At 72.3% G+C, this 20,869-nt stretch carries 20 protein-coding genes and 1 tRNA gene; 11 read left to right on the top strand and 10 right to left on the bottom strand.

Annotated elements, in window-relative coordinates; all coding sequences use genetic code 11:
- The first annotated feature begins 31 nt into the window (after window positions 1–31).
- The 5 genes from hemQ to ACZBH1_RS12485 all read left to right on the top strand — a co-directional run bounded on the left by hemQ (window position 32) and on the right by ACZBH1_RS12485 (window position 4,898).
- Window positions 32–715 carry a hydrogen peroxide-dependent heme synthase gene (hemQ, locus tag ACZBH1_RS12505; protein ID WP_463646538.1) on the top strand — a complete coding sequence of 228 codons (684 nt, stop codon included), beginning with the start codon at window positions 32–34 and terminating at the stop codon, window positions 713–715.
- Complete coding sequence (hemC, locus tag ACZBH1_RS12500) at window positions 712–1,629, top strand: hydroxymethylbilane synthase (protein ID WP_463646537.1); 918 nt, start codon at window positions 712–714, stop codon at window positions 1,627–1,629. Before hemQ ends, hemC begins: the two co-directional genes overlap by 4 nt.
- On the top strand, window positions 1,626–2,603 hold the full coding sequence (hemB, locus tag ACZBH1_RS12495; protein WP_463646536.1) for a porphobilinogen synthase: 978 nt from the start codon (window positions 1,626–1,628) through the stop codon (window positions 2,601–2,603). Before hemC ends, hemB begins: the two co-directional genes overlap by 4 nt.
- Window positions 2,600–3,916, top strand: coding sequence for a glutamate-1-semialdehyde 2,1-aminomutase (hemL, locus tag ACZBH1_RS12490; RefSeq protein ID WP_336396569.1), 1,317 nt, complete (start codon window positions 2,600–2,602; stop codon window positions 3,914–3,916). The genes hemB and hemL overlap by 4 nt, the downstream gene beginning before the upstream one ends.
- 67 nt (window positions 3,917–3,983) lie before the next feature.
- Window positions 3,984–4,898 carry a macro domain-containing protein gene (locus tag ACZBH1_RS12485; RefSeq protein ID WP_463646535.1) on the top strand — a complete coding sequence of 305 codons (915 nt, stop codon included), beginning with the start codon at window positions 3,984–3,986 and terminating at the stop codon, window positions 4,896–4,898.
- A gap of 63 nt (window positions 4,899–4,961) precedes the next feature.
- Here ACZBH1_RS12485 and ACZBH1_RS12480 read toward each other — a convergent pair.
- The 4 genes from ACZBH1_RS12480 to galU all read right to left on the bottom strand — a co-directional run bounded on the left by ACZBH1_RS12480 (window position 4,962) and on the right by galU (window position 7,793).
- A tRNA-Ala gene (locus ACZBH1_RS12480) sits at window positions 4,962–5,034 on the bottom strand.
- Window positions 5,035–5,100: 66 nt separating this feature from the next.
- Window positions 5,101–6,126 carry a large exoprotein gene (locus tag ACZBH1_RS12475; RefSeq protein ID WP_463646534.1) on the bottom strand — a complete coding sequence of 342 codons (1,026 nt, stop codon included), beginning with the start codon at window positions 6,124–6,126 and terminating at the stop codon, window positions 5,101–5,103.
- Window positions 6,127–6,252: 126 nt separating this feature from the next.
- On the bottom strand, window positions 6,253–6,882 hold the full coding sequence (locus ACZBH1_RS12470) for a GNAT family N-acetyltransferase (RefSeq protein ID WP_336396572.1): 630 nt from the start codon (window positions 6,880–6,882) through the stop codon (window positions 6,253–6,255).
- 23 nt (window positions 6,883–6,905) lie between these two features.
- On the bottom strand, window positions 6,906–7,793 hold the full coding sequence (galU, locus tag ACZBH1_RS12465; RefSeq protein ID WP_336396573.1) for a UTP--glucose-1-phosphate uridylyltransferase GalU: 888 nt from the start codon (window positions 7,791–7,793) through the stop codon (window positions 6,906–6,908).
- Window positions 7,794–7,875: 82 nt separating this feature from the next.
- Between galU and ACZBH1_RS12460 the strand changes: the two genes are divergently transcribed.
- Genes ACZBH1_RS12460 through mscL form a run of 3 tightly spaced genes read left to right on the top strand, consistent with a single transcriptional unit; the run spans window position 7,876 to window position 9,241 of the window.
- The gene (locus ACZBH1_RS12460) at window positions 7,876–8,472 is read left to right on the top strand and encodes a 5-formyltetrahydrofolate cyclo-ligase (protein WP_378881709.1); all 597 of its coding nucleotides are present in this window, start codon (window positions 7,876–7,878) and stop codon (window positions 8,470–8,472) included.
- Between the two features lie 20 nt (window positions 8,473–8,492).
- A complete protein-coding gene (locus tag ACZBH1_RS12455; protein WP_336396575.1) occupies window positions 8,493–8,774 on the top strand; it encodes an FmdB family zinc ribbon protein in 282 nt (93 codons plus the stop codon).
- A 44-nt stretch (window positions 8,775–8,818) separates the two neighbouring features.
- A complete protein-coding gene (mscL, locus tag ACZBH1_RS12450; protein WP_463646533.1) occupies window positions 8,819–9,241 on the top strand; it encodes a large conductance mechanosensitive channel protein MscL in 423 nt (140 codons plus the stop codon).
- Between the two features lie 96 nt (window positions 9,242–9,337).
- Here mscL and ACZBH1_RS12445 read toward each other — a convergent pair whose 3' ends face one another.
- A complete protein-coding gene (locus ACZBH1_RS12445; protein ID WP_336396577.1) occupies window positions 9,338–9,538 on the bottom strand; it encodes a hypothetical protein in 201 nt (66 codons plus the stop codon).
- Complete coding sequence (locus ACZBH1_RS12440) at window positions 9,525–13,316, bottom strand: AAA family ATPase (RefSeq protein ID WP_463646532.1); 3,792 nt, start codon at window positions 13,314–13,316, stop codon at window positions 9,525–9,527. The genes ACZBH1_RS12445 and ACZBH1_RS12440 overlap by 14 nt, the downstream gene beginning before the upstream one ends.
- A 163-nt stretch (window positions 13,317–13,479) precedes the next feature.
- Between ACZBH1_RS12440 and ACZBH1_RS12435 the strand changes: the two genes are divergently transcribed.
- A complete protein-coding gene (locus tag ACZBH1_RS12435; RefSeq protein ID WP_463646531.1) occupies window positions 13,480–14,025 on the top strand; it encodes a methylated-DNA--[protein]-cysteine S-methyltransferase in 546 nt (181 codons plus the stop codon).
- Window positions 14,026–14,081: 56 nt separating this feature from the next.
- On the opposite strand, the gene ACZBH1_RS12430 is transcribed toward ACZBH1_RS12435, so the two are convergent.
- Window positions 14,082–15,695, bottom strand: coding sequence for a monocarboxylic acid transporter (locus ACZBH1_RS12430; RefSeq protein WP_336396580.1), 1,614 nt, complete (start codon window positions 15,693–15,695; stop codon window positions 14,082–14,084).
- Window positions 15,692–16,048, bottom strand: coding sequence for a DUF485 domain-containing protein (locus ACZBH1_RS12425; RefSeq protein ID WP_336396581.1), 357 nt, complete (start codon window positions 16,046–16,048; stop codon window positions 15,692–15,694). The genes ACZBH1_RS12430 and ACZBH1_RS12425 overlap by 4 nt, the downstream gene beginning before the upstream one ends.
- A 140-nt stretch (window positions 16,049–16,188) precedes the next feature.
- Here ACZBH1_RS12425 and ACZBH1_RS12420 point away from each other — a divergent pair, with 140 nt between their 5' ends.
- Window positions 16,189–17,094: a helix-turn-helix transcriptional regulator gene (locus ACZBH1_RS12420; protein ID WP_463646530.1), complete on the top strand. Its 906-nt coding sequence runs from the start codon at window positions 16,189–16,191 to the stop codon at window positions 17,092–17,094.
- A 167-nt stretch (window positions 17,095–17,261) separates the two neighbouring features.
- Window positions 17,262–17,618, top strand: a complete 357-nt coding sequence (locus ACZBH1_RS12415; RefSeq protein ID WP_336396582.1) for a histone-like nucleoid-structuring protein Lsr2 — start codon at window positions 17,262–17,264, stop codon at window positions 17,616–17,618.
- Window positions 17,619–17,661: 43 nt separating this feature from the next.
- On the opposite strand, the gene pntB is transcribed toward ACZBH1_RS12415, so the two are convergent.
- Complete coding sequence (pntB, locus tag ACZBH1_RS12410; protein ID WP_336396583.1) at window positions 17,662–19,077, bottom strand: Re/Si-specific NAD(P)(+) transhydrogenase subunit beta; 1,416 nt, start codon at window positions 19,075–19,077, stop codon at window positions 17,662–17,664.
- Window positions 19,074–20,621 (bottom strand): Re/Si-specific NAD(P)(+) transhydrogenase subunit alpha, encoded by a 1,548-nt coding sequence (locus tag ACZBH1_RS12405; RefSeq protein WP_463646529.1) that lies wholly within the window; start codon window positions 20,619–20,621, stop codon window positions 19,074–19,076. Before ACZBH1_RS12405 ends, pntB begins: the two co-directional genes overlap by 4 nt.
- Window positions 20,622–20,869: the final 248 nt, after the last annotated feature.

Genomic DNA, 20,869 nt, shown 5'->3' with positions numbered 1-20,869 from the left:
GCTCCCCGCGAGGAGTGGAAGGATAGAGGGTATGACCGATGTCCCGGCGACCACCCCCTCTGAAACCCTCGGCTACACCCTGTGGGCGGTCTTCCGCCGGGACCCTTCCCGGCCCGCGCCGGCCGGCGATCTGACGGCCGCGGTGGCCGAGGTCGAGGCATCCGGAGTCGTGGTCCGCGGGTTCTACGACGTCTCGGGGCTGCGCGCCGACGCCGACATCATGATCTGGCTCACCGGCATCGGGATCGCACCCGAGGCGCTGCAGTCCGCGCTGCGGACGCTGCGCCGCGCCGAGCCGCTCGGGTCGCTGCTGCCGATCTGGAACGCCATGGGCGTGCACCGCGACGCCGAGTTCACCGCCAGCCACCTGCCCGCCTTCATGCGCGACAAGGATCCGGAGGCCTGGCTGACCGTCTACCCGTTCGTGCGCTCGTACGACTGGTACATCCTCCCCGACGAGGAGCGGCGGCAGATGCTCGCCGACCACGGCCGCAAGGGCGCCGCGCACCGCTCCGTGCTGAGCAACACCGTCGCCTCCTTCGCACTCGGCGACTACGAGTGGATCCTCGCGCTCGAGGCGCCGGAGCTGGTCGAGCTGGTCGACCTGATGCGGGACCTCCGCCAGACGGAGGCGCGGCGCCACGTGCGCGAAGAGGTGCCGTTCTACACCGGCCGCCGCATCGAACTCGCCGAGATCGCCGAGGTGCTGGCGTGACCACGCTCCGGATCGGCACGCGGGGCAGTGCGCTGGCGCTCGCCCAGACCGGCATGGTCGCCGACGACCTCGCCGACGCCACCGGCGTCACGACCGAGCTCGTCACCATCACGACCGACGGCGACCGCTCGAACGAGCCGCTGTCACGCGCGGGCGGAACGGGCCTGTTCACCGGCGCGCTCCGTGACGCGCTCCTCGCCGGCCAGTGCGACGTCATCGTGCACTCGCTCAAGGACCTCCCCACCGCACCACACGACGAGCTCGTCGTCGCCGCGATCCCCGTCCGCGAGGACCCGCGGGACGCGCTGTGCGCCCGTGACGGGCTCACGCTCGAGCAGCTTCCCGCCGGCGCGCGCATCGGGACGGGTTCGCCCCGCCGCATGGCGCAGCTGCGGGCGCGCCGCCCCGATGTGGAGGTCGTCGACATCCGCGGCAACGTCGACACGCGCCTCGGAAAGGTGAGCGGCGGAGAGCTGGATGCCGTCATCCTCGCCGCCGCCGGGCTCCGTCGCGTCGGCCGCACCGACGTCGTGACCGAGTACCTCGACGCCGACGCGTGGCCCACCGCGCCCGGCCAGGGGGCCCTCGCGATCGAGGTGCGCCGCAGCCAGGAGCACCTCGTCGACGCCCTCGACCACCGCGAGACCCGCGCCGCCGTCGAGGCGGAGCGCGAGGTGCTCGCCCTCCTCGAGGCCGGCTGCTCGGCGCCCGTCGGCGCGCGCGCCGTCGTCGACGCCGGACTCCTGCTGCTGTCGGCGAGCGTCTACAGCCTCGACGGTGCGACGAGGCTCACGTCGTCGCACGCCACCACGTGGCCCGAGGACGAGGGCGATCCGCCGCGCGAGGTCGCGGCATCCGTCGCCCGTGAGCTGCTCGATGCCGGCGCGGCCGGCCTGACGGGAGAACGCCCGTGACGTACGCACCCGCCGACCGTCCCCGCCGCCTGCGCGCCACCCCGGCGATGCGTCGCCTCGTCGCCGAGACGCGGCTGCACCCGGCCGAGCTGATCCTCCCGATGTTCGTGCGCGAAGGCGCCGGCGAACCGGTCCCCATCTCGTCCATGCCCGGCGTCGTGCAGCACACGACCGAGAGCCTGAGGCAGGCGGTGGCGGATGCCGCGGCCGCCGGCATCGGCGGCATCATGCTGTTCGGCGTGCCCGAGCACAAGGACGCGGTGGGCTCCGGCGCGACCGATCCCGACGGCATCCTGAACGTCGCGACGCGCATCGCGGCCGCCGAGGCGGGCGACGCTCTCGTCGTGCAGACCGATCTCTGCCTCGACGAGTTCACCGACCACGGCCACTGCGGCGTGCTCGACGCCCACGGCTACGTCGACAACGACGCGACCCTCGAGCGGTACCGCGAGATGGGTGTGGCCCAGGCCGAGGCCGGGTCGCAGCTGCTGGGCCTGTCGGGCATGATGGACGGCCAGGTCGCCGCGGTGCGCGACGCGCTCGACGACGCCGGTTACGGGAACACCCCGATCCTCGCGTACGCGGCGAAGTACGCCTCGGCGTTCTACGGCCCGTTCCGCGAGGCCGTGCAGTCCTCGCTCGAGGGCGATCGGCGCACCTACCAGCAGGACCCCGCCAACCGCCGCGAGGGTGCCCGCGAGCTCGATCTCGACATCGCCGAGGGCGCCGACATCGTCATGGTGAAGCCCGCGATGAGCTACCTCGACGTGCTGGCCGACGCCGCGGCCGCGAGCCCGGTGCCGGTCTGGGCGTACCAGGTGTCGGGCGAGTACGCCATGATCGAGGCGGCCGCCGCGCACGGCTGGATCGACCGCCGCCGCGCCATCGAGGAGTCGGTGATCGGCATCCGCCGCGCCGGCGCCGACGCCGTGCTGACCTACTGGGCCCAGGAGCTTGCGGAGTGGATCCGATGACGACGAATCAGCAGGAGTTCGCCCGCGCCCGCGGCGCGATGCCCGGCGGCGTGAACTCGCCCGTGCGCGCGTTCGGCTCGGTGCACGAGACACCGCGCTTCTTCGTGTCGGCGTCGGGCCCCTACGTCACCGACGTCGAGGGTCGCGAGTACGTCGACCTCGTCGGCTCGTGGGGGCCGGCGATCCTCGGGCACGCCCACCCCGCCGTCGTGAAGGCGGTGCAGGATGCCGCGGCCCGAGGCCTCGGCTTCGGCGCGTCGACGCCGGGCGAGACCGAGCTGGCCGAGCTCATCGCGGCGCGGGTGCGCCGGGACGGTGCCGCCGCCCCCGTCGAGCGGGTGCGGCTGGTGTCGACGGGCACCGAGGCGACGATGACCGCGATCCGCCTCGCGCGCGGCGCCACCGACCGCGACCTCGTTGTCAAGTTCGCCGGCCACTACCACGGGCACTCCGACGGCCTGCTGGCCGACGCGGGATCGGGTGTCGCGACGCTCGCGCTGCCCGGATCGGCGGGGGTCCCCGCCGCCATCGCCGCGCAGACGCTCGTCATCCCCTACAACGACCTCGACGCCGTGCGCGAGGTGTTCGACGCCCGCGGTGACGACATCGCCGCCGTGATCGTCGAGGCGGCGCCCGCCAACATGGGCATCGTGCCGCCGGCCCACGGGTTCAACGCCGCCCTCGCCGACATCGCGCACGCGCACGGCGCGCTGCTGATCCTCGACGAGGTGCTGACCGGCTTCCGCGTCGGCCCGGCCGGGTGGTACGGCATCGACCCGGTGCCGTTCTCCCCCGACCTCATCACGTTCGGCAAGGTGGTCGGCGGCGGCCTCCCGCTCGCCGCGCTGGGCGGCCCGGCCGCGCTGATGGAGCTCCTCGCCCCGCTCGGGCCGGTGTACCAGGCGGGCACGCTGAGCGGCAATCCGCTCGCCGTCGCGGCGGGACGCACGACGCTGGACCACCTCGACGCGGCCGCGTACGCGCGGATCGACGCCGCCGCGGCGACGATCGCGGAGGCCGCGGCATCCGCACTCTCGGACGCGGGCGTCACGCACGTCGTGCAGCGCGCGGGCAGCCTCTTCTCGATCCAGTTCGCCGAGACCCCGCCGACGGACTACGACACCGTCAAGGCGCAGGAGACGTTCCGCTACCCGCCGTTCTTCCGGTCGATGCTGGAGCAGGGCGTGTCACTGCCCCCATCGGTGTTCGAGGCGTGGTTCGTCTCGGCCGCGCACGACGACGCCGCCGTGTCGCGCATCGTCGAGGCGCTCCCCGCGGCCGCCCGGGCTGCGGCCGAGGCGACGCCCGCCTGACGGGTGCGCGTCCGACCGATCTCCTGATCCGGGGACGCGCGAGCCCGGCGGCGCGCATGATGGGAGCATGACGAAGCTCGTCGCGGTGCACGGCGACATCACCACCCAGGACGCCGACGCGATCGTCAACGCCGCGAACAACGCCATGCGCGGCGGTGGCGGCGTGGACGGCGCGATCCACCGTGCCGGCGGACCTGAGATCCTGCGGGAGTGCATCGAGCGTTTCCCCTACGGCCTTGCCACCGGCGACGCGGGGTGGACCCGCGGCGGCGCGCTGCCCGCCCGCTGGGTGGTGCACACCGTGGGGCCGAACTACGGTGCCGGACAGCGCGACCGCGCGCTGCTGGAATCCTGCTATCGCAGGGCGCTCGAGATCGCCGACGAGCTGGACGCGCGCCACGTCGCCTTCCCGCTCATCAGCGCCGGCGTGTACGCCTGGCCCCGGCGCGAGGCCATCACCGCGGCGATCGACACGATCGCCGCGTCGTCGTCCGGAGTCGAGCGGGTGTCGCTCGTCGCGCACGACGCGGGCACGCACCAGGAGATCGCATCGGCGCTCGCCATGGCCGGCTCGGTGCGGATCCTCCAGGGCGTCCGCGAGCTGCACCGGCGGGGCTTCCACAGCCTGCGGGTGCACCCGGGCGTCGCACCGTCGGGCATGCACTGGCGGGTGGTGCTGACGGATGCCGCCGACCCGGCGTCCTCCGTCCGCTACACCTCCGCGGCCGGGACGGCCTTCGCGGACGGGGTGGTCGACGCCACGACGGATGCCGGCGATGTCGCCGACCTCATCCTGCGGGCCCTGCCCGGTCTCTCGGCCGGCGCGGACGCCCCTCGGTACGCCGAGTGGTACGAAGGACTCCTCGCCCGCGTCGAGCCCGAGCACCGGCTTCCCGTGTCGTTCGCCGACTACTTCGACGACCGCACCGGGTGGGAGATCGGCTGGGGCAGCGGGGAGCGGTATCCGGCGCCGCCGGACTGACCGCTCGCCCGCGAGGGGCACCGGAAACGACAAGACCCCCGGCTGTGCGGGGGTCTCTCTCGGTGGACCTGAGGGGATTCGAACCCCTGACCTCTTCATTGCGAACGAAGCGCGCTACCAACTGCGCCACAGGCCCTTGAACCTCAGAAACACTATCACGGTTGCCCACCCGCTCCGAATCCCGAGGGCGCCGCCGAGGGGTCTACTGGCCGGCTACGCGGCGGGTCAGCAGCTGCCGGACGTGCGCCTCGATCTCGGCGTCGTCGACGTACCCCATCCGACCGTACACGCTGCCCTCCGAGGCGCTCCGAGCGGTGCGGGCCGCCTCGATCGGCGCGGGCTGCGGCGCCTCGGAACGCGCGAGCATCGCCTGCTCCAGCGCCGCCTGCCGCAGCGCCGCACGCGCGGCCTCCGCGTCCAGCACGGCGGCCGCCCGCGAACCCGCCGACGCCGTGAGGGGCCGGGGAAGGTCGCGCGGCTCCCAGGCGCGCTCTGCGCGCTCGAGCTCGACGTCCTGGAGTTCGGCGGCGCGTCGGGGCGCGGCATCCGCCGACCTCGACACGGCGCGTGAGGCGACGCGTGACAGACGCTGAAGCGTGAGGACGGATGCCGCGGCCATGCCGACCCCGGTCCACAGCAGCGCCTGCGCTCCCGCGGTGAGGGTCTCGAACACTCCCCACCCGGCCAGCGCGATGCCGGCGAGGCCGGCGAGCGTCGCGACGAGCCGGAAGCGGCGCCGTGCGCGGGCACGACGCGCGTCGGGAAGCGCGCGTGCCGCGGCGATCTCGGCACGGGCGGCCGCCCCGGCGGCCTCACGCTCGGCGCGGGCGTGCTCCAGGCTGACGCGGGCGGCGGCTTCGGCAGCGACCCGCTCGGCACGGGTGCGCTCCCGATCGAGCCGGGCGGCCACCTCGGCGGCCTCGCGCTCGGCGCGGGCGCGCTCCAGCTCGACGCGGGCGCCCTCGAGGGCGGCCTGCTCGCGTTCTGCGAGCGCCCGCCTGGCCAGCCGCTGCTGCGCGGCGGCGGTGCGCGCGTTGAGCTCGAGCCGCACCTCTTCCGGAGTCTCACTCGTCTCGGCGAGCACGCGCAGCGCCTGGCTCAGGCGCACGGCGTTGCGCTCGGCGGCGTCGTACTGGCGACGGCTGTGCCACGTCGGCAGCAGGTAGATCAGCCAGAGGGCGGCGGCGACGAGGACGATGACGCCCCCGCCCAGCACCTGCCCATCCATAGACCCCACGCTAAGGGACTGGATGCCGATGACCGCGGCATCCGGTCGCGTGTCACGCAAGCCGGTTTTCGCCGGGTCAGCGTCGGGATCCGCCGGGACGCGCACCCGGCGGGCGCCGGGGAGCGCTCAGGCGTGCAGGCGGTCGGCGGGCGGGATCGTCGCGGCGTCCTGCGGGGCGTGGCCCGACACCCACCGCTGCAGCACGCCCTCGGGGACCTCCTCGCGCACGAGGGCGAACGCGTAGTGGTCCCGCCAGTCGCCGTCGATGTGGATGTACCGCCGTCGCAGCCCCTCGTAGCGGAAGCCGAGCTTCTCGACGACCCGCAGGCTGGCCTGGTTCTCGGGCCGGATGCAGATCTCCATGCGATGCAGCCGCAGCTCGGAGAAGCAGATGTCGGTGGCCAGCGCGACGGCGGTCGGGGTGATCCCGCGTCCGGCGAAGCGCTCGCTCACCCAGTAGCCGATCGTGGCGGAGGCCAGCGAGCCGCGCGCGATGCCCCACACGTTCAGCTGGCCGGCGATGTCGCCCGCGTACTCCATCACGAACGGCACCCCGGCGCCGTCGCGATACTGCTGCAGCAGCCGGCGCACACCCATCCGCATGTCGAACGACACCGGCCCGTCGGGGCTCGTCGCCTCCCACGGGCGCAGCCAGCCGCGGTTCGACAGCAGCTCGTTCTGCAGCACGCGCGCGTCGCGCTGGCGGACCAGCCGGATCGCCACCGATCCGTGGCTGCGGGGAGCCGTCAGATCCACGTGACCCCCTCGTACGGGCGGCGTCAGAGGCCCGCCGCGAACTCCTTGAACCAGGGACGCAGCGCCGGGCCGAGATCGTCACGATCGGCCGCGAGCTGCACGATGGCCTTGATGTAGTCCACCCTATCGCCGGTGTCGTACCGGCGGCCACGGAAGACGACGCCGTACACACCGGGTCCGTCGGGGTCGGCCGCGAGCTCCTGCAGCGCGTCGGTCAGCTGGATCTCGCCGCCCTTGCCGGGCTCGGTGCGCTCGAGGATCTCGAACACGTTCGGCGAGAGCACGTAGCGGCCGATCACCGCGAGGTTCGACGGGGCGTCCTCGGCCTTGGGCTTCTCGACCAGGCCGTTGACCTTGACCACGCCGTCGCCGTTGGTCGACTCGACCGAGGCGACGCCGTACAGGTGGATCTGCGACGGGTCGACCTCCATGAGGGCGATGATCGCCGCCCCGGTGCGCTCGTGCTCGGCGATCATCGTGGTCAGCAGCTCGTCGCGCTCGTCGATGAGGTCGTCGCCCAGCATGACCGCGAACGACGCGTCGCCGACGTGCGCCTTCGCACGCAGCACCGCGTGCCCCAGACCCTTCGGCTCGCCCTGCCGCACGAAGTGGATGTCGGCGAGGTCGCTCGACTCCAGCACACGGTGCAGGCGATCGACGTCGCCCTTGTCCTTCAGCTTCTCCTCGAGCTCGGGCACCGAGTCGAAGTGGTTGGAGATGGCGTTCTTGTTGCGCCCGATGATCACGAGGATGTCGTCGATCCCGGCCTGCGCGGCCTCTTCCACGACGTACTGGATCGCCGGCTTGTCGACGACGGGGAGCATCTCCTTGGGCATCGCCTTGGTTGCGGGGAGGAAGCGGGTGCCGAGACCGGCGGCCGGGATGACGGCCTTGATCGGAGTATGGGGCATGACCTGAGTCTAGAGGGGCGTCCGACACGGCCCCGCCCGGCGTGCGGACCCGTTACGATTCGCGCCACGTAGAATCGACGTCATGTCCGACGCGATCGCCGACGCGAAACGCGCACTGCGCGCCGAGTTGCGCGAGCGCCGGCAGCTGCTGTCCGACCAGGCCCGCGAGGCGGCCGAGGCCGGCATCCACGCGCAGCTCGACGCCCTCGTCGCCGAGCACGGCGCGCGGTCGATCTCCTGCTTCCTGTCCACTACGGCCGAGCCCGGGACGAGGTCCTTCGTGACGGATGCCGTCGCCCGCGGCATCCGCGTGCTCCTGCCGGTGACCCGTGCCGACGGCCTGCTGGACTGGGCGGTGGCCACCCCCGAGGGCGACATCGCCGAGGGCATGTACGGGCTGCCCGAGCCGGTGGGCGAGCTGCTCGGGCCGATCGCCGTCAACGACGTCGACCTGCTCGTCATCCCGGCCGCCGCCGTCGACGAGTCCGGCATGCGACTCGGCTGGGGACGCGGCTTCTTCGACAAGACGCTCGGCTCGATGGAGCGGTGCCCGCCGGTCTACGCCGTGGTCTACGACTCGGAGGTGCTCGACGAGCTGCCCAGCGACGTCCACGACCAGCCGGTCACCGGCGTGGTGACCCCCACGCGCACCATCACCCTCGCGCCCACCCGGCGCTGACAGAACCCACCGAGAGACACATGCCCACCTACGCCTACGCCTGCAAGCAGTGCGGTCATCGCTTCGACGCGGTGCAGTCCTTCGCCGACCCCACCCTGACGGAGTGCCCGGAATGCGGCGGGCCGCTGCGCAAGGAGTACGGCTCGATCGGCGTGACCTTCAACGGCTCGGGCTTCTACCGCACCGATTCCCGCGCCGGCGCGAAGTCCGGTGGATCCGACGCGTCGGGTGGCGGGGCGGCACCCGCTACGACATCATCGAAGCCTGAGGCGAAGGCCTCGCCCGCGTCGTCCGGATCCTGAACGTCCGGCGCCCGTCGCGGGATCCACGACCCCGGGGGTTCATCGTGATCAAGGGATTCAAGGAGTTCATTCTCCGCGGCAACGTCATCGACCTGGCCGTCGCCGTCGTCATCGGCGCGGCGTTCACGGCGATCGTCAACGCGCTCGTCGAAGGCTTCGTCAACCCGCTCATCGGCGTCATCTTCCAGGTGGGCGACCTGAGCGCGTGGGTGTGGGAGGTGCCGACGCTCTCCGGCGGCACGTCGACCTTCGCCATCGGTGCCATCATCGGCGCGCTCATCAACTTCCTCGCTGTCGCGCTGATCGTCTACTTCGTGTTCATCGTGCCGATGAACCGGTGGAAGGAGAAGCAGGCCGCGAAGGCCGGCGCCGGCCAGGCTGGCGCGGAGCCGCTGCCCACCGAGCAGGAGCTCCTCGCCCAGATCCGCGACCTCCTCCAGAGCCAGGGCCCGGCGCAGCCGCGCTGAGCCGTCTTGCGCGAGATCTCGATACGCTCGTTCCTCGCTACTCGATCTTGACCCGAGCCGCGTCAACGCTCGTCCCTCGCATCGACCCGTCTCGCGTCAATAGTGCGGGGGCACGTCGCGACGGAGGCGCTCGTCGTTCGGTCCCGGGGAGCCCTCGGATGCCGCGTCCGGCCGGGACGCGGCATCCGCCTCCTCGTCCGCGGGGACGGGCTCCGCGGTGGACCCGGGCGCAGGCGTCAGCTTCGCGCGGCGGGCGCCCGCGACCCGCTCGATCCGCTGGCGGTCACTCGAGGACATCGAGCGGCTGGGTCTCGCTGTCGACCCGCGGCGCGTCTGGCGGCACACCGAGCATCGCGGCGATGCGCTGGGCGACGTCGGCCGGGTCCCGATACAGGTCGAAGGAGTGCACGCGGACGTAGTGCCAGCCGAGGCGGCGCAGGATCTGCGGGCGCAACCGCAGCGACTCGCGCAGCGACTCGCCGATCGTCTCGGGGTCGCTCTCGACCACGACCGCCTTGCCGTCGTACTGGGCGACCAGCGGCAGCAGGCCGCGGTAGTGCACGTCGACCGAGAGTCCGGCGCGCCGCAGCTCGCGAGCCAGGGCGCGTGTGAGGGGGTCGGCGAGGTCCTCGAGGCGCGCCTCGCGCGAGCGGGCGGCGATGCCGCCGAGGATCGACATCAGCGTCGCCGCACCGTACTCCAGACGCCCGTCATCGAAGGCCGACGGGCGGATCGACGACACGATCACCATCGAGCGGCGAGCCCGGGTCATCCCGACGGTGAGCAGCCGCTCGCCGTCGGGCGTGGACAGGTCGCCGAAGTCGCTCAGCACACGGCCGTGCTTGGTGAGGCCGTAGCCCAGCGAGAAGACCACGCGGTCGCGGCTCTCGGCCACCGACTCCTCGAGCGTCAGCACCGCGAACGGCTCCGCCGTGTCGCGCGAGACGAAGTCGGCGACGTCGGAGCGGCCGGCGAAGGCGGCTTCGACGGCCGCGCGGATGCGCTCGGCGTGCCGGACGCTGGCGGTGACCACCATGAGCGACTCGCTGCCGCGGTTGACGGCGTGCTCGACGACGAGCGTCACCACCCGCGCGACCTCGGCGTCGGGGCTCTCGACGGCCCCGGTGATCGGGTCGGGCGTGCCGTTGCCGCCCTCGACGTAGTCGACGGCGAGGCTCCCCCGCCCGAGGTACGAGCCGGCCCACGGCAGCGACACGAGCTCGCCGCCGTAGAACGCCTCGTTCACGAGCGCGGCGAGATCCTCTCCCCCGGCGCGGTAGCTGCGGGTGAGGGTCTCGACGGGGAACAGCTCCGCGAGCCGCTCGAAGACGCTCGTCGCATCGAACGGCACCTCGTCGGGGGCGTCGGGCTCCGCCACGGGGCCGGTGCCGTTTCCGTTCGTCGAGGTCGCAGCCGCGGGCGCCTGCCCCACGTACACCGACGCGACGCCGAACGGCGTCGGCTTCTGGGTGACGGGATCCCCGAACGCCACGACCTGGCCCGCGCGGCGCAGGGCCGGAGCGGCCTCGGCCAGGCAGAGGGCTCCGGCATCCGCCAGCACCACCACATCGAATCCTGCCGCCTCCGGGATCCGGGGGACCTCGTACGGCGAGGCCAGCCAGACCGGCGCGAGCGTGCGCGAGAGCGCCGGCGCGACGGTGACGAGCTCGTCGGGCGTGATCGTGCCCCGCTTCAGCGCACGCTTGAGCGCGTCGGCCTCGGCGGCGTGATCGACGATGCCGATGCGCCACTGCGTGGCCAGGTGGGCGGCCAGGAGCGGGCCGGATGCCGCGGCGTGGGCCTCGTCCACGAGGCGGAAGTCCCTCTCCAGCCGGTCGACGACCGCCGTGTTGGCGCCGAGCACCGCGCGATCGGTGCGCAGCAGCACCTCGAGCGCGGACTGCCACCACGCGTACTCGAGCTCGGCGGCCACCTGGTCCTCGGGAACATGGCGGACCGAGAGCTCGAGCAGGAGGGGCTCGAGCCCGAGCACGGCGAGCTCGGTGCGCAGCGTCGCCCGCTCCTTCAGGTTGTCGAACACGTCGGAGTCGGCGGCGAGGCCGGCGAGCGTGCGCACGAGGTTCGTGACGGGGATGGTCGCGAGCCGGTCGGCGCCGTCGCGGCCGAGCGCGGCGTCGAGCTCGCCCAGCTCGGCGTCGACGCGCTGCCACGCGACCTGGACGTCGCCGAGCCCCAGCGGCACCTCGGGGGTGACGCCCGGGTCGACGTAGCGCTGCCATTCGGTGCGCTGCTGCTGGATGCGCACGAGCGCCTCGTACATGTCGGGCACGTGCACGCCCGGGCGCAGGTACTCCCGCGACAGCCGGCGGAGGCGGCGGCGGTTGGCGCCGCTCATCTCCGGCGTGTCGCGGCGGGGCGCGTGGGCTCGGATGAGCTCGCCGAGCGGACGCTCGAACACGGTGAGGCTGAACTTGTCGAGCGAGTCGCGGATGCCGCGGAGCAGCCGGAGGTAGACGCCGAGCTCGGCGACCGTGTGGAACGGGCGCATGCGCGTCTGGCCGATCATCTCGTACCCGCGCTCGAGGAGCGTCGGCACGTCGCTGCGGTGGAGCTTCCCCGCGAGCGCGTGCGTCCCGCGGGCCTGCTCGACGGTGTCGAAGCTCACTCCGTACCACGGCGAGTCGTCGGGCCCGAAGCGGAACTCGCCGAGTCGCGCCGCCGCGGCCAGCTTGGCGGCGGCCTCGGCGCGCTTGTCGGCGAGGTTCGCGAGCGCCTCCGCGTCGAACCGGGCCTCGGTGGCCGGCGCGACGCCCCGCTCGGCGAGGGCGGCGAGTTCGCGCAGGATCTCCAGCACCGACACCCCGAACGACGGATGCCGCGCCGTCACGGCCGCGCGGTAGTCGCGGAGCACCCCCCGCAGCCGCACGAGGGCGTCGTCGATGTCGGCGACCTTCGGCGGCTGCGCCTTCTCGTTGCGGCCGATCGCGCGGATGAGGTCGCGCTGGAGCCGGTCGGGCGACACGGCGAGGCCGGAGAGCCCGATGCCGGCGAGGCGGTGCCGCACGCCGTCGAGGGTCGACCGCCTGGCGCTCACGACGAGCACGCGCTTGCCGTCGCGGACGAGGGCGCCGACGGCGTTGATGACCGTCTGCGTGCCCCCCGTGCCCGGAAGGGTGTGGACGACGAGCGACTGGCCGTCGGCGATCCGCGCGAGCACCCGCTCCTGCTCGGAGTCGGCGTCCAGCAGCAGCGTGTCGGCGGCGGGCGGACGCTCGTCGGGGTTGGTCGGCTCGAGGCCGCCGCGGCGAGCGGTGATGGTCTCGCGGTCGGCGACGTGCCCGGCCAGGGCGTTGAGCACCCGATGGTCGAGGTCGGCCGCGTCGGACGCCATCGCACCGCCGACGTCGGCGAAGGTCGACACGAGCAGCCGGGGCTTCACCGCATAGCTGTCGATCGACGCGGTCAGCGCACGGAGGTGGTCGATCACCGGCTGCGGCTTGAAGACGCCGCCGTCGTGCGCGAGCGCGGCGAGCGCGCCCGCGTCGATCGCGATGCCGAAGTGCGTGCGCATGGCGCGCACCAGCTCGGGGTTGACCGAGAACGATCCGTGCAGCTTGAGCTCGAAGTCGCCGTGGTGCCGCCGGATGGCGAGCGGCCGCAGCAGCACCGGGGCGCTGCAGGAGAGGCCGCCGATCCGCCAGTTCGCGAGCCCGACGGCCAGCCGCACCGCGTCCAGGCCGCGCGTCGTGCGCAGCTCCTGGTCCTTCGCGGTGATGCGCTCGGCCGCGAGCCGCGCGTTGCGCAGAGCGACCTCGTCGCGGAACAGGTTCGACAGCAGCGTCGAGCGCCCCGTGATGAACTGCGGAAGGCTCCCCGGGTGCGCCTTGGTGATCTCGATGGCGGCGTCGTGGCCGTCGGTGAAATGCAGGAGCGTCGACCTGCCGCCCAGCGTCGCGGCCTGAAGACGCAGCCGGTCGCGCTCGGGATCGGCGACGTGCGCGACCGTGACGCCCGGCTCGGCGAGGCCGAGGTCGCCGGGGGTCACGTCGTGCCCGCGCTCGGCGTTCTCCGCGCCCAGCACGGCGCTCAGTTCTCCTCGCCACACACGAGACACCCTAAGCGCGCGGCTCGCCCGGCTCTTGCAATGGACCTGAGTTTCGCGGTATTGAACCGGGCCACGCGGGCACCGCTCCTCCACAGGTGCCCACTCGCGGCGATTCCCCCCATGCCGCCAGGCGTCCCGCCGCCGCGTCCGTCGCGAGGACCAGGATGATCACATGACCCCCTCGGACCCGCCGCGCTACCGCGTACACCCCTCGCCCGTGGGCGACATCCTCATCGTCGCCGCCGACGACGGCATCGTGACACTGCACCCGTTCGACGGCCCGCTGGGCGGCGAGCTGGAGCGGGTGGGGCTGCGCCTGCGCGCGCACCCCGTCCCGGACGACGGCCCGGCGCTGGACGACGTCGCGCTGCAGCTCGACGAGTACTTCGAGGGACGGCGACGGGAGTTCGACCTCCCGCTGGACTGGCGGCTCGTGCGCGGCTTCACGCGTGCGGCCCTCCAGGCGGTGCGCGACATCCCGTACGGCGAGACGGCGAGCTACGGCGAGGTGGCCATCGCGGCGGGCGTTCCTCGAGCGGCCAGGGCGGTGGGGACGGCGTGCGCGACCACGCCGTTCTCGGTGGTCGTCCCCGTGCACCGAGTCGTGCGGGCCGACGGGTCCCTCGGGGAGTACGGCGGGCGCCCGGAGGTGAAGCGGTACCTCGTCGAGCTCGAGCAGGGCCTCGCGATCCCGCCCGCTCCGGCGGCGGGCGTGTAGGCCGCCCGCACGCCGCGGGGCCCGGGCGGATTCCGCCCGGACCCCGCGATCGCCCGTCAGTGGTGCGTGGCCTTCTCGGCGCCGAAGCCCGTCAGCGACCGCACCTCCATCTCGGCCGCCTTGGTGCGGCTCTCCGCCGTGCGGGAGGTGACCGAGCCGAGCCAGCCGAGGAAGAACCCGAGCGGGATCGACACGATGCCCGGGTTGTTCAGCGGCCAGATGGGCGTGCCCGTCTTGAACACGCTGGTCTCGCCTCCCCAGAACACCGGCGACAGGAAGATGAGGATCACGGCGGCGGCGAGGCCGCCGTACATGCTCCACACCGCGCCGCGCGTCGTGAACCCCCGCCAGAACAGCGAGTAGAGGATCGTCGGGAGGTTGGCCGATGCCGCGACGGCGAAGGCGAGCGCCACCAGGAACGCGACGTTCTGCCCCTGCACGCCGATGCCGCCGAGGATCGCCAGGACGCCGATGACGATCACCGTGCGACGGGCGACCTTGACCTCGCCGTCCGGGGGCACGTCGCCCTTCTTCACCACGTTGGCGTAGATGTCGTGCGCGAACGACGCCGCGGCGGTGATGGTGAGGCCCGCGACCACCGCGAGGATCGTCGCGAAGGCGACCGCCGAGATGAAGCCGAGCAGGATCGGGCCGCCCAGCTGCAGTGCCAGCAGCGGTGCCGCCGAGTTCACGCCGCCGGGTGCCGCAGCGATCTGCTCCGGCCCGACGAGCGCGCCGGCGCCGTAGCCGAGCACGAGCGTCAGCAGGTAGAACAGGCCGATCAGCCAGATCGCCCAGACCACTGAGCGCCGCGCCTCCTTGGCGGTGGGCACCGTGTAGAAGCGCATGAGCACGTGCGGCAGGCCCGCGGTGCCGAGCACCAGCGCGATCGCGAGCGAGATGAAGTCCCACGGGTTCGCGCCGTACTGCAGGCCCGGTCCGAGGATGGCCTCGCCCTTGGGCGACGCGGCGACCGCGCTCTCGAGCAGGGCGTTGAAGCTGAAGCCGTTGATCGCGAGCACCCAGATCGTCATGACGAGCGCGCCGCCGATGAGCAGGAACGCCTTGACGATCTGCACCCACGTGGTGCCCTTCATGCCGCCCACGAGCACGTAGACGATCATGAGGACGCCGACGACCGCCACGACGATCGACTGGCCGAGCTGCTCGGTGATGCCCAGCAGCAGCGAGACCAGCCCGCCCGCCCCCGCCATCTGGGCGAGCAGGTAGAAGAAGCACACCGCCAGGGTCGTCACGGCAGCCGCCATCCGGACCGGGCCCTGCTTCAGGCGGAACGACAGCACGTCGGCCATCGTGAACTTGCCGGTGTTGCGCATGAGCTCGGCGACGAGCAGCAATGCCACGAGCCAGGCCACGAGGAAGCCGATGGAGTAGAGGAACCCGTCGTAGCCGTTGATCGCGATCGCGCCGCAGATGCCGAGGAACGACGCCGCCGAGAGGTAGTCCCCCGAGATCGCGAAGCCGTTCTGCGGCCCGGTGAACGAGCGGCCGGCGGCGTAGTAGTCCGCGGCGGTGCTGTTGTTGCGGCTGGCGCGGATCACGATGAAGAGGGTCACCGCGACGAACGCGCCGAAGATCGAGATGTTGAGGATGGGGTTGTTCTCCACCGTCTGCACGGCGGCGTGGACGGCACCGAGGACGTCGTTCATGCGCGGGCCTCCTGCTCCTGCAGCTCGAGGTCCTCGCGGATCTCCTCGGCGATCGGGTCGAGCTTGCGGTTGGCGTACCAGACGTACGTCATGGTGATGGCGAACGTCGTCACGAACTGGCCGAGCCCGAACAGCAGCCCGACCGTGATGTCGCCCCACACGCGCTGCGACATGAAGTCGCGGGCGAAGGACGAGAGCAGGACGTACGCGAAGTACCAGACGAGGAACGCGATCGCGAGCGGGAAGACGAACCCGCGCTGACGCCGCTTCAGCTCGACGAATCGCGGTGACTCCTCCACCGCGATGTAGTCGATGTCGCCCGGCGGAGCGGTTTCGGTCGTCGGTTCGGACATGTGGCCTCCTTGCCTCATGGATGTGCGCGGCATCGCGCCTGATCGGGGGGAACCCGGCCCACGTGAGCCCGTGCGCCCGGTGGTAGGGTCGACGCTACGAAAAACGGCGAGGACGCCGTCACCCCCGGAAGTAGGTAGTCGTGGGCGCGTCTCTTCCACACCGCGCAGCCACCCCCGATCGCACACGCACGGGGGCGCTCGGCGCTGACGCCGGCGATGCGAGCGCGCTCGACCACGCCGTCGCCGAGCTCGTGCGCCGCACCCGCTTCCCCGTCGCCTTCGGCGGCTTCGCCGTGGGCGATGCGGTCCACATCTCCGCCATCCACGGCGCGCGCACGCCGAGCCTGCAGGGACTGGTCGTGCAGGCCACGCGCGGGCTGGGCGGTCGCGCGCTGGTCGAGAAGCGTCCGCGGCTCGCGCTGGACTACGGCTCTTCCAAGAGCATCACCCACGACTACGACCGCGCCGTTCTCGGCGAGGGCATCGCGACGCTCTTCGCGGTCCCCGTCATGGTGGGCGACCGTGCGCGTGGCGTGATCTACTGCGGGTCCCGGGCGGAGTCGCCCGTCGGCGACGTGGTCGCGCGGCCCGCCTTCGCCGTCGCCGAAGAGCTCTCGAGTGAACTGCGCATCCGTGAAGAGGTGCAGCGCCGACTCGCCCTCTCCCCCGCGCGCACCGAACCCGTCTCCCTGGCGGCCTCGGCCCGTGAGGAGCTGCGCGAAACGTACGCCGAGCTGCGCAGCATCGCGGCGATCGTCGACGACCCGCAGCTGCGCGTCCGCCTCGCCCGGCTCGAGACGCGCCTCGCCGCTCTGTCGCACGACGCGTCGGAGCCTGCGATCGACCTCGATGTGCGACTCTCGCCCCGCGAGGTCGACGTGCTGGCGTGCGCCGCGCTGGGCTCCACCAACGCCGAGATCGCAGCGACCCTCGAGCTCAAGGAGGGCACGGTCAAGTCGTACCTGCAGTCGGCGATGGCGAAGCTGGATGCCTCGACCCGGCACGCGGCGGTGGTGACGGCTCGCCGGGCCGGACTCCTGCCCTGAGCCGTTCCCTCATCCCGACTCTTTTGAATTCGCATCCCATCGACGCCATGAATTCGAGCGGAAAATGGTGCGCAATTCGCCGTGCCCGCAGAATTCCTCGCGCAGTTGTCCACCGACGACGGCCGGCGAGATAGTCGCGCAACACGAATGCGCGTATCGTGCCTTCCATGGCCCGCAGAATCGTGCATCAGCTCGTCGACGACCTCGACGGATCACTTCTTGAAGTCGGCGAAGGCGAGACCGTTCTGTTCTCGCTGGACGGTGTCGCCTACGAGATCGACCTCACCGACGAGAATGCCGCCGCGCTGCGCGGCGCCCTCGAACGCTATATCAACGCTGCGAGGACCGTGTCCTCCGCACGCGCCGCGTCCGGAGCGGCGTCGAGCGGGGGGCGCAGGCGTCGCCGCACCGGGCAGCAGGATTACAGCCAGGTGCGTGAATGGGCGAAGAAGAACGGCTATCAGGTCTCGGATCGGGGCCGGGTTCCGGCATCCGTTCTCGAGGCTTATGAAGCGGCGCACTGACGCACGCCTGCCGACGGAATTCAGCGCCTGATCCGCACCTCTCTCACGTGCGCGAAAGCTGCACGAGGATTTCGTCGACTTTCTCCTTGGCATCGCCGAAGAGCATCTGCGCGTTCTCGCGATAGAACAGCGGATTCTGCACGCCCGCATATCCGGACGCCATCGAGCGCTTGAAGACGATCACGTTCGCGGCCTCCCATACCCGCAGCACCGGCATGCCGGCGATCGGGCTGCCGGGATCCTCGGCTGCGGCGGGATTGACGGTGTCGTTCGCGCCGATCACGAGGACGACGTCCACCCGCGAGAGGTCGTCGTTGATCTCGTCCATCTCCAGCACGATGTCGTAGGGCACCTTCGCCTCGGCCAGGAGCACGTTCATGTGCCCCGGAAGCCGCCCGGCGACGGGGTGGATGCCGAACCGCACGTCCACGCCGCGCTCGCGCAGCCGGTGCACCAGGTCGGCGACCCCGTGCTGCGCCTGTGCGACGGCCATGCCGTAGCCCGGCGTGATGACGACCGACGATGCCCCGGCGAGCAGGTCGGCGGCCGTCTCGGCGTCGATCTCGCGGTGCTCGCCGTGGTCCTGCTCGCCGGAGCGCGGCGCCTCGATGCCGAAGCCGCCGGCGATGACCGAGAGGAACGAGCGGTTCATCGCCTTGCACATGATGTAGCTGAGGTAGGCACCGGACGAGCCGACGAGGGCGCCGGTGACGATGAGCAGGTCGTTGTTCAGCAGGAAGCCGGCGGCGGCGGCCGCCCACCCCGAGTAGCTGTTGAGCATCGAGACGACGACGGGCATGTCGCCGCCGCCGATCGAGGCCACGAGGTGCCAGCCGAGGGCGAGGGCGAGCGCGGTGACCGCCACGAGGAGCCACAGCTCCGGCGTGATCACGTACCAGACGGTCAGGGCGAGGAAGAGGACCAGCGCCCCCACATTGAGGACGTTCTTGCCCGGCAGCATCAACGGCTTGGACGAGATGCGCGCCGACAGCTTCAGGAAGGCGACGACGGATCCGGTGAAGGTCACACCGCCGATGAAGACGCCGATGAAGACCTCGGCGTGATGGATGTCGGCGAGCGCCCCCTCGAGGCCCGCGTCGTACAGCGCGCCGTTCCACCCGACCAGGACGGCGGCGAGGCCGACGAAGGAGTGCAGCAGCGCGATGAGCTCCGGCATCCCGGTCATCTCGACCCGGCGCGCCCGCCACAGCCCGATGGCGCCGCCGACCGCCACGGCGGCCACGAGCAGCACGAGCCCGGTGGTCGCCGACGCGTCGCCCCACGCGCCGGCCGCGGTCGCCCACACCGTGGCGGCCAGGGCGACGGTCATGCCGACGATGCCGTACGTCACGCCTCGGCGGGATGTCTCGTGCTTGCTGAGACCCGCGAGGCTCAGGATGAACAGCAGGGCGGCGACGATGTAGGCGGCGCCGGCGACCGCTCCCGCGACGCCGATCATCGGGCCTGGTCCTTCTGGAACATCGCCAGCATGCGCCGCGTCACGGCGAACCCGCCGAAGATGTTGATGCTGGCCAGCAGCACGGCGACGGCCGCCAGGATCTGGACGGTGAGATCGGGCAGCGTGATCTGCACCATCGCCCCGACGACGATGATGCCCGAGATCGCGTTGGTGACGCTCATGAGCGGCGTGTGGAGCGCGTGGGCGACGTGACCGATGACGTAGAAGCCGACGACGATCGCGAGCGTGAGCACGAGGAAGTGCTGCGGCAGGGGCGGTGGCGCGAACGCGCAGACCGCGAACAGCGCGGCGATGCCCGCGACGATCAGCCCCGTCCGCCTGGCACGTGACATCGGCGGCTTCGGCGCGACCGCCGACCCGGCGGTGACGGGCTTGGCGGCGGGGGCGGCCGAGACCTGGACGGGAGGCGGCGGCCACGTCACGGCGCCGTCGCGCACGACGGTGACCCCGCGCTGCACGACGTCGTCGAAGTCCAGGACGAGCCTGCCGTCCTTGCCGGGTGTGAGGAGCTTGACCAGATTGACGAGGTTGGTGGCGAACAGCTGCGACGCCTGCTGGGGCAGGCGCCCCGGCAGGTCGGTGTAGCCGAGGATCACGACGCCGTTCTCGGTCACCACCCGCTCCCCCGCCACCGAGCCCTCGACGTTGCCGCCCTGGGCCGCCGCCATGTCGACGATGACGCTCCCCGGCTTCATCGTCGCGACATCCGCGGCCGTGATGAGGCGAGGCGCGGGCCTGCCCGGGATCAGGGCGGTGGTGATGATGATGTCGACATCGGCGGCCTGCTCGGAGTAGATCTCCGCCGCCCGCCGGTCGTAGGCCTCGCTCGTGGCCTTGGCGTAGCCGTCGGCCGACGCCTGCGCGGCCTCGTCGGGCACGATGACCGCGAGATACTCCCCGCCGATCGACGCGACCTGGTCGGCCACCTCCGGCCGCGGGTCGGTCGCCCGCACGATCGCGCCCAGGCTCGACGCGGCGCCGATCGCCGCGAGGCCGGCGACACCGGCGCCCGCCACGAGGACCTTCGCCGGCGGCACCTTGCCCGCCGCGGTCACCTGGCCGGTGAAGAAGCGGCCGAACTCGTGGGCGGCCTCGACCACGGCGCGATACCCCGAGATGTTCGCCATCGAGCTCAGCACGTCCATCGACTGCGCCCGCGAGATGCGCGGCACCGCATCGAGCGCGATCGCGGTGATCCCCCGCGTCGCGAGGGACTCCACGAGGTCCGGGCGCAGTCCCGGGCTGAGCATCGCGACCAGCGTCGCACCGTCGGCCAGCCGGCCGATCTCGGCCGGGGTCGGCGCGTCCACCTTCAGCACGATCGGCGACGCCCATGCGGTGCGGTCGTCCACGATCGTCGCGCCGGCCTCGGCGTACGCGGCGTCGGGAAACGACGACGCGGCGCCGGCGCCGGCTTCGACGACGACGTCGTAGCCGAGGCCGATGAGCTTCGGGACAGTGGTCGGGGTCGCGGCCACCCGGTTCTCGCCGGGCGCTTCGGCGACGATGCCAATGCGGGTCATGCGTTCCTCTGGATCTGGTGCGACGCGGATCGGACGAGCGCTTCGGTGTGCGCGCGTCGACGCCTCCACCCTTGCAGACGCCGGGGAGGATGCGCCCCTCATTGCGCCCGACACGGTGTCAAGAACCGGCCATCTTGCTCCACCGGCATGCGTCGGTGCTCCTCAGCGCGAGGGCGCCGTGACTCAGCGTCGGCCTCGCGGTCGTGCCGAACTCATCTCCTCGCCAGACGCGGGGCATAGCAACCGCA

This window comes from Microbacterium sp. ZXT2-5, assembly GCF_055329545.1.
Note: the sequence above shows the minus strand (reverse complement) of the source record. Positions and strands in the feature narration are given on the sequence as shown.